This is a genomic window from Blastomonas sp. UPD001 (assembly GCF_003426715.1).
Taxonomy (GTDB): Bacteria; Pseudomonadota; Alphaproteobacteria; order Sphingomonadales; family Sphingomonadaceae; genus Blastomonas.
This window is the reverse complement of the sequence record NZ_QKVT01000001.1, coordinates 2701189-2714899: the sequence shown is the minus strand read 5'-3', so window position 1 is coordinate 2714899 and position 13711 is coordinate 2701189. Positions and strand designations below refer to the sequence as shown.

At 66.1% G+C, this 13711-nt stretch carries 14 protein-coding genes, 1 tRNA gene and 2 pseudogenes; 5 read left to right on the top strand and 12 right to left on the bottom strand.

What is annotated here, in order from left to right:
* The 8 genes and pseudogenes from DM995_RS13795 to DM995_RS13760 all read right to left on the bottom strand — a co-directional run.
* Positions 1-660 (bottom strand): annotated as a pseudogene (locus DM995_RS13795) (radical SAM protein); the annotation flags it as partial.
* 11 nt (positions 661-671) lie between these two features.
* Complete coding sequence (locus tag DM995_RS13790; protein WP_116969792.1) at positions 672-1517, bottom strand: lysophospholipid acyltransferase family protein; 846 nt, start codon at positions 1515-1517, stop codon at positions 672-674.
* An 8-nt stretch (positions 1518-1525) separates the two neighbouring features.
* On the bottom strand, positions 1526-1948 hold the full coding sequence (locus DM995_RS13785) for a Fur family transcriptional regulator (RefSeq protein WP_023838087.1): 423 nt from the start codon (positions 1946-1948) through the stop codon (positions 1526-1528).
* Between the two features lie 180 nt (positions 1949-2128).
* The gene (locus DM995_RS13780) at positions 2129-2557 is read right to left on the bottom strand and encodes a Ros/MucR family transcriptional regulator (RefSeq protein ID WP_031318109.1); all 429 of its coding nucleotides are present in this window, start codon (positions 2555-2557) and stop codon (positions 2129-2131) included.
* 166 nt (positions 2558-2723) lie between these two features.
* A complete protein-coding gene (locus DM995_RS13775; RefSeq protein ID WP_232824393.1) occupies positions 2724-3245 on the bottom strand; it encodes a GNAT family N-acetyltransferase in 522 nt (173 codons plus the stop codon).
* A 2-nt stretch (positions 3246-3247) separates the two neighbouring features.
* The gene (tsaB, locus tag DM995_RS13770; protein WP_116969791.1) at positions 3248-3892 is read right to left on the bottom strand and encodes a tRNA (adenosine(37)-N6)-threonylcarbamoyltransferase complex dimerization subunit type 1 TsaB; all 645 of its coding nucleotides are present in this window, start codon (positions 3890-3892) and stop codon (positions 3248-3250) included.
* A 12-nt stretch (positions 3893-3904) separates the two neighbouring features.
* The gene (locus DM995_RS13765) at positions 3905-4504 is read right to left on the bottom strand and encodes a malonic semialdehyde reductase (protein WP_116969790.1); all 600 of its coding nucleotides are present in this window, start codon (positions 4502-4504) and stop codon (positions 3905-3907) included.
* Positions 4505-4544: 40 nt separating this feature from the next.
* A complete protein-coding gene (locus tag DM995_RS13760; protein WP_031318111.1) occupies positions 4545-5120 on the bottom strand; it encodes a NifU family protein in 576 nt (191 codons plus the stop codon).
* A 119-nt stretch (positions 5121-5239) separates the two neighbouring features.
* Between DM995_RS13760 and DM995_RS13755 the strand changes: the two genes are divergently transcribed.
* The gene (locus DM995_RS13755; RefSeq protein WP_116969789.1) at positions 5240-8170 is read left to right on the top strand and encodes a M16 family metallopeptidase; all 2931 of its coding nucleotides are present in this window, start codon (positions 5240-5242) and stop codon (positions 8168-8170) included.
* Between the two features lie 9 nt (positions 8171-8179).
* On the opposite strand, the gene DM995_RS13750 is transcribed toward DM995_RS13755, so the two are convergent.
* Positions 8180-8365, bottom strand: a complete 186-nt coding sequence (locus DM995_RS13750) for a hypothetical protein (RefSeq protein WP_116969788.1) — start codon at positions 8363-8365, stop codon at positions 8180-8182.
* A 128-nt stretch (positions 8366-8493) separates the two neighbouring features.
* On the opposite strand from DM995_RS13750, the gene DM995_RS13745 reads away from it, so the two are divergent.
* Both DM995_RS13745 and tig read left to right on the top strand, forming a co-directional pair.
* Positions 8494-8578: transfer RNA gene (locus DM995_RS13745), tRNA-Leu, on the top strand.
* Between the two features lie 67 nt (positions 8579-8645).
* Positions 8646-10250: a trigger factor gene (gene tig, locus DM995_RS13740; RefSeq protein WP_116969787.1), complete on the top strand. Its 1605-nt coding sequence runs from the start codon at positions 8646-8648 to the stop codon at positions 10248-10250.
* Between the two features lie 57 nt (positions 10251-10307).
* Here tig and DM995_RS13735 read toward each other — a convergent pair.
* Positions 10308-11552: pseudogene (locus tag DM995_RS13735) on the bottom strand (phytoene desaturase family protein); the annotation flags it as partial.
* 75 nt (positions 11553-11627) lie between these two features.
* Between DM995_RS13735 and DM995_RS13730 the strand changes: the two are divergent.
* Positions 11628-11957 carry an alpha/beta hydrolase gene (locus tag DM995_RS13730; RefSeq protein ID WP_198669459.1) on the top strand — a complete coding sequence of 110 codons (330 nt, stop codon included), beginning with the start codon at positions 11628-11630 and terminating at the stop codon, positions 11955-11957.
* Positions 11958-12041: 84 nt separating this feature from the next.
* Here the strand turns inward: DM995_RS13730 and DM995_RS13725 are convergent, their stop codons facing one another.
* Positions 12042-12449, bottom strand: coding sequence for an acyl-CoA thioesterase (locus DM995_RS13725; protein ID WP_116969786.1), 408 nt, complete (start codon positions 12447-12449; stop codon positions 12042-12044).
* A gap of 12 nt (positions 12450-12461) precedes the next feature.
* The gene (locus DM995_RS13720; RefSeq protein WP_116970473.1) at positions 12462-12752 is read right to left on the bottom strand and encodes a hypothetical protein; all 291 of its coding nucleotides are present in this window, start codon (positions 12750-12752) and stop codon (positions 12462-12464) included.
* Positions 12753-12892: 140 nt separating this feature from the next.
* On the opposite strand from DM995_RS13720, the gene DM995_RS13715 reads away from it, so the two are divergent.
* Positions 12893-13321, top strand: coding sequence for a CBS domain-containing protein (locus DM995_RS13715; RefSeq protein WP_116969785.1), 429 nt, complete (start codon positions 12893-12895; stop codon positions 13319-13321).
* Positions 13322-13711 lie beyond the last annotated feature (390 nt).

Genomic DNA, 13711 nt, shown 5'->3' with positions numbered 1-13711 from the left:
GGCATTGACGTTCTGGCCGAGCAGCGTGATCTCCTTCACCCCCGCCTCGACCAGCGCGCGCGCCTCGCCCACCAGATCGGCATAGGGGCGGCTGATCTCGGCGCCGCGGGTATAGGGCACCACGCAATAGGTGCAGAACTTGTCGCAGCCTTCCTGCACCGTCAGGAACGCCGAAGGGCGCTGCTGGCGGGCGCGGCCGGGCAGCGCGCCGAACTTGGTCGCCGCGGGCATGTCGGTATCGATCGCGGTCTCGCCCCGGCGCGCCTGCTCGATCAGCTGCGGCAGCCGGTGATAGGCCTGGGGCCCGACGACGATATCGACGCTGCGCGCGCGCCGGGCGATCTCCTCGCCCTCGGCCTGGGCGACGCAGCCTGCGACCGCGATCATCGGCTTCGGTCCGTCCTCGCGGCGCAAGCGGCCGATATCCGAATAGACCCGCGCCACCGCCTTTTCGCGGATATGGCAGGTGTTGAGGATGACGAGATCGGCCTCGTCGCGGCTTTGCGCCTGCGTCATGCCCTGCGCGGCGAGCATCTCGCCCATGCGCTCGCCATCATAGACGTTCATCTGGCAGCCGAACGAGGTGACGAAATAGCGGCGGGGCGCGTCCCCGGCGGATTCGGGGGCGGTCAGGGGCGATGTATCGATGCTGTGGGTCATGAATGGACCGGCTATACAGCCGGATCGCGCCCCAAGGAAGCACAAAGCGCCGCTTCGATCCGCGTCCGCGCCTCGGCGGCGATCGCCTTGCGACCGGGAAAATCGGCGGGGCTGAACGGTTCGAGGAAATGCAGCGTCACCCAGAAGCTGCCGCGCCGGGTGAACAGCCTCAGCGCATTGTTGGGCGCGGTTTCCTCGCCCACCCAGGCGATGTCATGCGCATTGGCCCCGTAATCGAGATACATCGGCTGGACGAGCACGCCCGGCGGCGGCGGATCGAGCACCTGGAGCAGCGGCGACTTGAACGGCAGCAGCTTGCTGCCATCGGTGGTGGTGCCTTCGGGAAAGATGGTGATCGCCCAGGTCTCGGCGAGCGCATCGCGCAGTTCGTTGATCTGCCCGGCAATGCCGAGCCGATTGGTGCGCGAGACGAACACGGTGTCGTTGAGCTTGCACAGCCAGCCGATCACCGGCCAGCTCTTGATCCCGTCCTGCGCGACGAAGGCGCTGCCGTTGCGTCCGGCGATGACCGGAATGTCGAGCCAGCTCAAATGGTTGGAAATATAGAAGACATCGCGCTTGAGCGGCGTGCCGACCACGCGCACCCTGGCCCCGCACGCGCGCCCCACGCCGCGCAGGAACAGCTTGGGCCAGGGATTGGACAGCCTGAGCGTCCGCCAGATATAATAGAGCGGCACGCACGCGATCAGCATCGCCACGATCAGCAGCACGCGCAAGGCCATCCGGACGCGGCCGATCGGTCCCGGATCGCGCCAGTGCAGATGCGCCATGTCGGGCGTATCGGGATAGAGCGGTGCGGGCTTGGGGGCGACCGGCGCAGCTTCGGCCTCGCTCATGCGCGGGGTCAATCCTTGCGGTCGAGCGCGACGCCGTACAATTCCATGCGATGGTCGACCAGCCGGTAGCCTAGCCGCTCGGCGATCAGCTTCTGCAGCGCCTCCAGCTCGGGATCGACGAACTCGACCACCTTGCCGGTCTCGACATCGATCAGATGGTCGTGATGCGCCTCGGGTGCAGCCTCGTAGCGCGCGCGACCATCGCCGAAATCGTGGCGGTCGAGAATGCCGGCCTCTTCGAACAGCCGGACGGTGCGATACACGGTCGCGATCGAGATGCGCGGATCGATCGCCGAGGCGCGCTCGTGCAGCCGCTCGACATCGGGATGATCATCGGCTTCGGACAGGACGCGCGCGATCACGCGGCGCTGATCGGTGATCCTGAGACCACGATCGGCGCACAGGGCCTCCAGGTCGATTTTCTGGCGCATGCTGCCCCTTTTGCAATGCCGTTGCTGGTTGAGGCCGATCCGCCGGACGTGAGTGCACGGAGGCTGGCCAGCGCCGGGATGCGTCCCTGGCGCCTTCCAGGCAATTTATCGTGCCATGCCGCAATTGCAACCGCCCGCAGCGCCCAATGGCCACGGGTCGGCGATTACGGGCGCCCGCGTTTACTTGGCCGGCCGCTTGCCGGGCTTGCGGCCCAGGCCGATCTTCTTGGCGAGTTCGCGGCGGGTCGCGGCATAATTGGGGGCGACCATCGGATAATCGGCGGGCAGGTTCCAGCGCGCGCGATAGTCCTCCGGCGTCATGTTATAGTGTGTCATCAGGTGGCGCTTGAGCATTTTCAGCTTTTTGCCGTCTTCCAGACAGATGATATAGTCCGGCTTTACCGACGCACGGACCGAAACGGCCGGTTCGGGCAGTTCAGGTTCGGCTGCCGCTTCACCGGGCGTCAGATTGTTGAGTGCGCGGTGAACGTTCTCGATCAGGCCGGGAATATCCGAGACCGACACACTGTTGTTGCTTACATGCGCGGCGACAATATCCGCCGTCAACGAGATCAAAGTCTCGCGCATATCCAGTTCAGCTTCTGCCATCGTCCTTCTTCCCTTTTCTTATTGTAACTTACGACCACTATTCCCGCAGAGTGGCAGGGCCCTCGCGGTATGCAAGGGCAATTGATCCACGTCAACTGCCAAAGTCTACCATAAAAAACGGATAGCGAATACTAACATTTTCTGCAGCTAAATGCTGGTCAATGTTTTACAGATGAATGGCCAGAGTTAAAGCGTCGAAGCGATGATTGTCGGACCCACGGTAGTAATCTTTACGTAAACCTACGGTTTGAAACCCGAATTTTGAATAGAGATGCACCGCGGGGTTATTTGACCGCATTTCGAGATGAATCCGGGAAACACCGGCTTTACGAGCATTATCAATGACTTGATTGAGCAGCATGCTGGCTGCGCCAAATTGACGCCATTTCGGTGCTACCGCGATCAGCAGCAGTTCTTCCTCGTCGGCCACGCGCCTGGTCATGGCAAATCCCACCGGCTCGCCAGGGGCGTCGGCAGACGTCGCCACGGTCTCGAGCAGCAGCACATGCGTCAGCGGCATCGCCAGCATCGACCGGGTCTGGCTATGGTTCCAGGCCTCGCCATAGACCGGATCGAACGCCTGTTGCATGATGTGCATGACCGGTCCGATCGCATCTTCCGCCGCCAGGCCGCCGATCAGCTGGAGGTCCGGGGTGGCGCGGGGTTGCGAGCGATCGCCGTCTGACATGGTCAGCCCGGATTCTGCGCGGCCATGGGCCGGGCATCTGCGCCACGCCCGTAGACCGGATCGGCGGCGAGCGTACGGGCGGTCGCGCCGAGCAGCAACGCGTGGCGAGCGTCGGGCAGCAAAGCGAGCGCCGTGCCATGGCCGCGCGCCGCGACCAGGGCCTCGGCCATGCTGCCCGCCACCAGATCGTGGCGGCAGGCCGCGCGCGCGGCCTCGGGCTGCATCGAGGCGAGCGGGCCCGGTGCGCCGCCGTCTCTCGCAAAGCTCTGCACGAAATATTCGCCATGGCCGCCGGTCATCACGGCGTCGACCGCCGGGGCATCGGGATGCGCAGCGAACGCCATCGCGGCGACCAGCGCATGCGTCGAATAGCCGCTCACCGGCACGCCCCAGGCAAGGCCCAGCGCGCGCGCCGCCGCCAGGCCCACGCGCACGCCGGTAAAGCTGCCGGGACCGCAATTGACCAGAATCGCGCCGGCCCGTCCGCGCCCCGGCAGCGCGGCGATCATCGGGACGAGCCGTTCGGCATGACCGCGGCCCATGACCGCGTGATCGCTGGCGATCAGCGAACCGTGCTCGAACAGCGCCACCGAACAGGCTTCGGTCGCGGTGTCGATGACGAGCAGGCTATCGGGATCGGGCAGCATACCCGAAGCGCGCTAGCTGATTGTGTTGAACCGGTCAAAACCCGGACGCGGGCTGCGACCGAAAATCGTCGACGGGTCGCCATGGCCCAGGGTCGAGATGAAGTTCGACTTCACATGCGGCTGATCGGCAAAGAACGCCTGATCGACCGCGGCATTGTCGAAGCCCGACATCGGCCCGGTATCGAGCCCCAGCGCGCGCGCGGCCAGAATGAAATAGGCACCCTGCAGCGACGAGTTGCGCAGCGCCGAGATGCGCCGGAACTCGGCCTTGTCGTCGCCGACGAACCAGCTGCGCGCGTCGGTATGCGGAAAGAGCTCGGGCAGCTGCTCGTGAAATTCGAGGTCCATGCCGATCACGACGCTGACCGGCGCGGCCAGGATCTTCTTGGCATTGGCTTCCATGCAGCAGGCGGCAAGCTTCTGCTTGGACTCGTCGGACACGCACCACACCAGGCGCGAAGGCAGCATGTTGGCCGAGGTCGGACCCATCTTCATCAGGTCCCAGATCGCATGCAGCTGTTCGGTCGTCACCGGCTCGTCGGTATAGCCGTTATAGGTGCGCGCGGTGCGGAACAGCTGGTCGAGCGCGGCATCGTCGAGCGGTGCGGACATGGGGGAAAGCTTTCTGGGTCTGGGGAGGAAGAAGAAACCGTCAGGCGGCGCGGACTTCGGTCACCTCGGGCACATAATGCTTGAGCAGCGATTCGATGCCGTGCTTGAGCGTCGCGCTCGACGAGGGGCAGCCCGAACACGCGCCCTGCATCTGCAGATAGACCACGCCCTTGTCGAAGCCGCGATAGACGATATCGCCGCCGTCATTGGCGACGGCAGGGCGCACGCGCGTCTCGATCAGTTCCTTGATCTGCGCGACGATATCGGCGTCCTCGGGATTGCTCGGCCAGTCGGCATCCTCTGGCGGAACCGCAATGCCCGCAGCGCTCGCTGCGCGGAACAGCGGCATGTCGGCGGAGAAATGGTCGAGCAGCACCGAGAGCACGTCGCCCTTGAGGCTCGACCAGTCGGCACCCGGCCCCGAGGTTACCGAGATGAAATTGTGCCCGAAGAACACGCCGGTGACATCGCCCAGGCTGAAGATCGCCTCGGCCAGCGGCGAGGCCTCGGCCTCTTCGGGCGAGGCGAAATCGCGGGTGCCCATCTCCATGACCGTGCGACCGGGCAGGAACTTGAGCGTGGCGGGGTTGGGCGTGGTTTCGGTCTCGATCAGCATGCGGTTTATCTGGTGCAGCATCGGCATCGGCGCAAGGCGCAATTTGTCTATGCCGGTTGCGCCGTCGCGCTCCGCATATTCACTGGCCAGTCAGGAAGGCGCTGCCTATACATCGGCGCATGACCTTTCCCCTGATGCGCTGTGCGCCCGTGACCGCTGCTCTGGCGGCGCTTTCGCTGGTAATTTCCCCGCCGCTGCTCGCCAACCTGCCGGGCGAACCGGTGGCCAGCGGCAAGGATGCCAATGGCAAGCCGCTGCGCCCGCCCAATCTGGAGCCGGGCGAAAAGACCCCCTGGCTGTACAAGGGCAGCGACGTTCCGGTCGACAAGGGCTGGACTTTCGGCGAGCTGAGCAATGGCGTACGCTATGCCGTGCGGCGCAACGGCGTGCCGCCGGGCCAGGTCGCGATCCGCGTGCGCATCGATGCCGGATCGATGATGGAGACCGATTCCGAGCAGGGCTATGCGCACCTGCTCGAGCATCTGACCTTCCGTGGCTCCAAATATGTGCCCGATGGCGAGGCGATCCGCATCTGGCAGCGCCAGGGTGCGACCTTCGGCAGCGACAGCAATGCCGAAACCACGCCGACGCATACCGTGTACAAGCTGGATCTCCCCGCCGTGACGCCGACCGCGCTCGACGAGAGCATGAAGATCCTGTCGGGCATGATCCGCGAGCCGGGGCTGACCAGCGAGGCGGTCAAGGCCGAGGTGCCGGTGGTGATGGCCGAATTGCGCGAGCGATCGGGCGCGCAGGTGCGCGTGGGCGATGCGACGCGGCAATTGTTCTTCGCCGGGCAGAAGCTGGCCGAGCGCTCGCCGATCGGCAAGATCGAGACGCTCAACGCCGCCACTTCCGACGCGGTCCGCGCCTTTCACCAGCGCTGGTACCGGCCCGAGAACACCGTGATCTCGATCGCGGGCGATGTCGATCCGGCGACGCTCGAAACGCTGATCCAGACCTATTATGGCGACTGGAAGGTCAAGGGCAAGCAGGCTCCCTATCCCGGTTTCGGCGATCCCGATCCCAAGCAGCCGGTCGCGCGCACCATCACCGAGCCAGGCTTTCCCTATCTCATCAGCATGGCGATCCTCAGGCCTTGGAAGCCGGTCAACGACACGATCGAATATAACCAGCAGCTGCTGATCGATCTGGTCGCGACCCAGCTGATCAACCGCCGGCTCGAAGGCCGGGCGCGCGGTGGCGGCAGCTTCCTTCAGGCGCAGGTCAACCAGGAGGATGTCAGCCGTTCGGTCGATGGCACCTTCATCTCGGTCGTGCCGATCGGTGACGACTGGCAGGCGGCGCTCGCCGACGTGCGCGGCGTGCTCGCCGATGCGCTCGCCACCCCGCCGACGCCCGAGGAAATCGCGCGCGAGATGGCCGAATTCGACGCCGCGCTGGCGGTGCGGGTCGAGAGCGCCGCGACCGAGGCCGGCGCGAAACAGGCCGACGATATCGTCGGCGCGGTCGATATCCGCGAGACCATCGCCTCGCCGCAGACCGCGCTCGACGTGTTCCGCGGCATGAAGGAGATGTACACGCCCGAGCGGCTGCTCGAATCGACGCGGCGGCAGTTTACCGGCGTCACGACGCGCGCGATCCTGGTTTCGCCCAAGCCGGTCGACAATGGCGAGGCGCTGCTCACCGCCGCGCTGACCCGCGACGTCAGCGCCGATGCCAGCGCCCGGCTCGCCGCCGCCAAGGTCACGTTCGACGATCTGCCCACGCTCGGTGCGCCAGGCACGGTCGTCTCGACCACCGATCTCAAGCTGCTCGACATCCAGATGATCGAGCTGTCGAACGGGGTAAAGGCGATCCTCTATCCCAATGACGCCGAAGTCTCGAAGATCATGGTCAAGGTCCGCTTCGGCAACGGCTATCAGGCCTTCCCGGCGGACAAGCCCTCGCTGGTCTGGGCCGGCCAATCGGCGCTGGTCGCCAGCGGCATCGGCGAGATCGGCCAGGAAGGCCTCGACCGGCTGACCAACGGTCGCCGCATCGGCTTCGGCTTCGAGGTGGAGAACGACGCGTTCGCCTTCTCCGCCGATACCCGCCGCGCCGATCTGGAGGATCAGCTCAGGCTGTTCGCGACCAAGCTGGCCGCGCCGCGCTGGGATGCGAACCCCGTGCGCCGCGCCAAGGCGGGGACCGAGCTCGCCTATCGCAGCTATGGCATGTCGCCGCAGACGGTGCTCGAACGCGATCTCAGCTATCTCACCCGCAACCGCGATCCGCGCTGGAAGGTGCCGGGCCCCGAGGAAGCCGCACAGCTGACGCCCGAAGCCTTCCGCGCGACCTGGGAGCCGCTGCTGCAACAGGGGCCGATCGAGGTGCTTCTGTTCGGCGATTTCGACCGGGCCGAAGCGATCGCCGCGCTCGAGAAGACCTTCGGCGCACTGCCGCCGCGCCAGCCGGTGCCGGTCATCGCCGGCCCCGCGACGGTGCGCTTCCCTGCGCCCAATGGCGATCCGGTGGTAGTGCGGCACGAAGGCGCGCCCGATCAGGCGGCGGCGTTCATCGGTTGGCCGACCGGCGGCGGGCTCGAGGGCGTGCAGGAAAGCCGCCAGCTCGAAATCCTGACCGCGATCTTCAACAGCCGGCTGTTCGATCAGCTGCGCGCCCAGGCGGGAGCCAGCTACGCGCCCCAGGTGGTCAATAACTGGCCGATCGCCTTCGACCAGGGCGGCTATATCGGCGTGATCGGGCAGCTCGCGCCGGAAAATGTGGGCAAGTTCTTCGAGATCGCCAACGCCATTGCCGCCGATCTGGCGGCCAGGCCGGTCGAGCCCGACGAACTCGCCCGCGCGACCGAACCCTTGCGGCAGCTGGTCTCGCGCGCGAGCACCGGCAACAATTTCTGGCTCAACCAGTTGCAGGGGGCGACCCGCGATCCGCGAAGGATCTCCGCCTTGCGCACGATCCTGCCCGACTACACGGTGACGAGCCCGGAAAAGATGCAGGCGCTGGCGGCCAAATATCTGGTCAAGGACAAGGCCTGGTCGTTCGTGGTGTTGCCCGAGGAGGCATCTGCCCCCTCGGGTCGGTGATCGGGCCGATCAGCTGGTCGGCATCTCGTCGGGCCCGCGGCCGGGCTCGACGGTATCGGGACCGACCGGGTCGATCTCGGGCGGCTGCTGCACCGGGTCCTCCATCGGCGGTTTGGTGGCCCGCCGCCCGGGCGGGGTTTGCGGCCCGGTGCGGTCGGGGGCGGGGATCTTGGGATCGTCGGGACGTGTGGCCATGAACAGGCTCCTTTCACCCGCACTTACGCGTCGCCGATGCAGCGGTTGCGGGCACGGCATCGCCAAGGATGCGCCCCCTTGCCCTTTGCGGCAACCTTCTTTAGACGCGCACGCTTGATTACCGCGACGCGGGCGTGGCGAAACTGGTAGACGCGCCAGATTTAGGTTCTGGTATCGCAAGATGTGGGGGTTCAAGTCCCTTCGCCCGCACCATCGCATGGATGGCCGGGAAAGGGCGGGATTGCCCTTTCTTATTATGGAAAGACAAGAGTTTAAGCCGATGCAGATTGTCGAGACGCTGAACGAGGGCCTGAAGCGGGCCTATACCATCACCATCCCCGCCAAGGATCTGGATGCCCGGGTCGATGCGGAGGTGAAGAAGATCGCGCCGCAGGTGCGCATGCCCGGTTTCCGCCCCGGCAAGGTGCCCGCCAACCTGATTCGCAAGATGCACGGCGAATCGATTCACGCCGACGCGCTCAACGCCACGATCCAGGAAAGCGTCGACAAGGCGATCCGCGACAACAATCTGCGCCCCGCCATCCAGCCCTCGGTCGACCTGAACGAGGACTATGCCGCCGGCAAGGATGCCGAGGTCAAGGTCTCGCTCGAAGTGCTGCCCCAGGTTCCCACCCCGGCGATCGATTCGATCACGCTCGAGCGCCTGACGGTCGAGCCCGCCGAGGAAGCCGTGACCGAGGCGCTGCAGCGCATCGCCGACGGCCAGAAGAGCTATGACACTGCGCCCAAGAGCTACAAGGCCAAGGAAGGCGACCAGGTCGTCATCGATTTCGAAGGCAAGGTCGATGGCGTTCCGTTCGAAGGCGGCAAGGGCGAAGGCATGGCCGTGGTCATCGGTTCGGGCCAGCTCATCCCCGGTTTCGAGGACCAGCTCGTCGGCCTGAAGGCCAATGACGAAGCCGTGATCAACGTGACCTTCCCCGAAAATTACGGTGCCAAGGATCTGGCGGGCAAGGCCGCGACCTTCGACATCGTCGTCGGCGAGGTGAAGAAGCCCGGCGAGACCAAGCTCGACGACGATTTCGCCAAGTCGCTCGGCCTCGAAAGCCTCGAGCAGCTGACCGGCCTGATCAAGGGCCAGCTCGAGCAGGAACTGAACGGCCTGACTCGCACCCACATGAAGCGCCGCCTGCTCGACCAGCTCGCTGCCAATCATGATTTCGAGGTTCCGCCCTCGATGGTCGAAGCCGAGTTCAACCAGATCTGGGCGCAGCTCGAACAGGAAGCCGCGCAGGAAGAGGATGTCGAGGCCGCGCGCGCCGAGATGGAAAAGGACCGCGACGAATATCATTCGATCGCCGTGCGCCGCGTGCGCCTGGGCCTGCTGCTGTCCGAGATCGGCCAGGCCAATGGCGTCGAAGTGTCGCAGCAGGAAATGAACATGCTGATCGCGCAGGCCGCGCAGCAGTATCGCCAGGAAGACCGCCAGCGCTTCGCCGAATATATCCGCCAGACTCCGATGGCCGCCGCGCAGCTGCGTGCGCCGCTCTATGAGGACAAGGTCGTCGACTTCCTGTTCGACAAGGCGACGATCACCGACCGCAAGGTCACCCGCGAGGAGCTGGAAGCGGCGATCGAGGCGGACGAGGACGGCCATGTCCATGGTCCCGATTGCGGCCATGACCATTCGCACGACGAAAAGCCCAAGGCCAAGAAGGCCGCGCCGAAAAAGGCTGCGGTGAAGAAGGACGCCGAAGCCGAAGCCGCTCCGGCTGAGGCAGCCGAAGAGGCCCAGCCCGCCAAAAAGGCTCCGGCCAAGAAGGCCGCCGCCAAGAAGGAAGAGGCTCCGGCCGAAACCGCAGAAGCCGCCGAAAAGCCTGCCAAGAAGGCCCCGGCGAAGAAGGCCGCTGCCAAGAAGGCCTGATCCTTCCGCGCCAAGGACAGAGAAAAGCCCCCGCGAGCCCGTCTCGCGGGGGTTTTTTCATGTCCGTCGCCAGCGCCGGTCGGCCAGGATCGCGCGAGCGGCATTGTGCCCGGGCGCGCCGGTGACGCCGCCGCCCGGATGCGTGCCCGACCCGCACATGTACAAGCCCTTGAGCGGCCCGCGATAATCGGCATGGCCGAGCACCGGCCGCGCCGCCCAGAGCTGGTCGAGGCTCATCCGCCCGTGGAAGATATCGCCGCCGATCAGCCCGAACCTGCGCTCCAGCCCCCTGGGGCTGAGCACCTGCTTGCCCAGGATCGAGGCCCGGAAACCCGGCGCGTGTGCCTCGACGGTGTCGATGATCGTGTCCGCTGCTGCGGCTTCCTGCTCGGGCGTCCATGTGAGCGATGGGTCGAACTGCTGGCAGAACAGGCTGGCGACATGATGGCCTGCGGGTGCAAGGCTGTCATCGACCAGGCTCGGGATCAGCATCTCGACGATGGGTTCGCGCGACCAGCCATGCGCCTTCGCGTCGGTGAACGCGCGGTCCATGTAATCGAGGCTCGGCGCGATCACGATCCCCGCACGCAGATGCTCGCCGTCTCCGGGCAGGCAGGTGAAATCCGGCAACCGGTCGAGCGCGACATTCATCCGGAAGCTGCCCGATCCGGTGACGTAGCCGCGCATCCGCCGAACGAAATCCTGCGGAAGCGCCGCTTCGGGCACCAGCCGCCCGTAGAGCAGCTTGGGCCCGACATTGGCGACGATCCGCGCGGCTCGCATCTCCTCGCCGCTCGCCAGACGCACCCCGACCGCGCGTCCGCCCTCGACCAGCACTTGTTCGACCGGCGCGTTCAGGCGGATGTCCACCCCCTGTTCGGCGCAGGCCTCGGCCATCATTCGGGTGATGCTGCCCATCCCGCCGATGACATGGCCCCAGCTGCCCTTGTTGCCGTTCACCTCGCCGAAGACATGGTGGAGCAGCACATAGGCCGATCCCGGCGTGTCGGGGCTGGCATAATTGCCGACCACCGCATCGAAGCCGAACGCGGCCTGGACAGGCGCGCTCTCGAACCATTGGCTGAGGAACTCGCGCGCCGATTTGGTGAACAGCTCGAGCATGTCGCGCTGCACCTCGCGAGACAGCCGCGAGAGCAGCCGCCCGGTGGTCAGCGCCTCGACCAGCCCGGCGATGCCGCTGCCGATATTGGGCGGCGGCCGCAGCGCCAGATCGCGCAGCACATCGGCGACCCGGTCGAGCATCGCGTAATAGGCGGGCAGCGCCTCGGCATCGCGCCGCGCCAGCGCGTCGCGGGGATCGTCGGCATCGCCGCCGCGCCCGATTTCACGATGTGGGGTTTCTCCCAGGAGGAGAAGATGACGATCCTCACCGAAGGGCGGCTCGAACGCGCGAGCGAATACGGTCCCGAGCCGATGGTGACCACGCGCAAGTTCTGGCAGTCGGGCGAGGGCAACCGCGTGCTGATCGGCGAGATCGCGATCGATTGCCCCGTGCGGCTGATCCAGGGGCAGAACGACCCCGACGTGCCGTGGCAATATGCGCTGGAGACCGCGAAGCAGCTTCGGTCAGATGACGTCCAGCTGCTGCTGATCAAGGACGGCGACCACCGCCTCTCGCGCGACGGCGACATTGCGCTGCTGCTGCAGACGGTGGGGAATCTGCTAGAGGATATGGCCCGCACCTAGCCTGTCACCCCCGCGAAGGCGGGGGGCCCGCTTTTGCGCGCCCGTTGCTGAAGAAGGGGATCCCCGCGTTCGCGGGAATGACGATCAGACGAGCGGCGCTTCCCTGACGATCGGCCTCGGGCGGTGGTTCTCGTCCAGCGCCACGAAGGTGAACAGCCCGCTGGTCACGCGCACCTCCTCGGCGCCGCGCCCGCGCGTCGCGATGACGTCTAGCCGGATCGCGATCGAGGTGCGGCCGACGCGCTCGACCTCGCCATAGATCGAGATGATGTCGCGCAGCAGGATCGGCGCGAGGAACTGCATCGTCTCGATCGCGACGGTGGCGCACGGTCCCTGCACCTCGCGGCCCGCGACGATGCCGCCGGCGATGTCCATCTGCGCCAGCACCCAGCCGCCGAAGATATGGCCGTTCGCGTTGATATCGGCAGGCGCGGGCACCACGCGTAGCACGGGCTCGCGCCCCGCGCTCAGCGATCCGGTCGGTTCAGACATCAAAGGCCCCCCTCAAGGCGCGTCGGGATCGAGCGCGTCGTCTATCGATTCGTCATGGCCGGTGCCGCTGGAGAGGAAGACCAGCCCCATCAGCGCCGCCGTGAGCAGCATGGTAAAGCCGATGCCGAGCGCCGCGGCAATATAGAGATGGATCGATACCAGCCCGTGCAGCAGGAACAGGATGCCCAGGATCAGCCCGATCGCGAGCGTCGTCACAGCGCCCATCCAGCCCATCACCCGCCAATAGCGGCGCCAGGCGAAACGGGCATAATCGGGATCGTCGAGATTGGAATGGCGCGGCATGTCAGGCATGTAGGTGCGCGCCGCTTTCCTTTCCAGCCAATTCGTGGGACGATGCCCCGGTCTTGAGTCGCTCGGGCGGCGCTCATGCAGCAGCGCTGCCTTCCAAGGCGACCGGGCCTTGCCTAGGGAGAGCGCATGCCATGACGATTGCCCATATCCTTTCCGGTCGCGACGGAACCGTTCACCAGTGCACCTGCACGGCCACGGTGCGCGATGCCGCCAATCTGCTCGCGGAACGGCGCATCGGCGCGCTGCCCATCGTGCGCGACGGCGAGGTGGTGGGCATCTTTTCCGAGCGCGACCTGGTCTACAAGCTGCATGCGCGCGGACCCGAGGTGCTCGACCAGCCGGTCGAGACCGCGATGACCGCGCCGGCGATCACGGTGACTCCCGATACCCAGGTCATGTCCGCGCTGTCGCTGATGACGCGGCGGCGCATCCGCCATCTGCCGGTGGTGGAAGGCACGACGCTGATCGGGTTCGTGTCGATCGGCGATCTGGTCAAATACCGCATCGACAAGATCGAAAGCGAGGCGGCGGCGCTCAGGGACTATATCCAGAGCGTTTGAGCCGGGGGATTGGGCGCCGACGTCCCTCGACTTCGCTCGGGACAAACGGAAGGGGGGTAACGCCCTAGGGCGCGCTCCATTCCCGTTTGACCAATCCCGTTCTCCGGCGAAAGCCGGAGCCCAGGAGTCAGGTCGCGCTGCATCCGCCCTGGACTCCGGCTTTCGCCGGAGAACAAATTTCTTCGCGGCTTCGCGTGAACCCTGTTGCGCCGTAAGCCTAGCGCATCAACCCGCCGAGCAGATTGCGCGCGAAGCGGCCGAGGCCCGGGAAACCGAAGGCCTTGCCGATCTCGGTCGCGACCGTTCCTGCGGCGGCAGTGGCCGCGCTGGTCACCGGGCTGGCGCTGCTCTTCTTGCCGCGCAGGGCGCCTGCGATCACCGCGCCCGCCG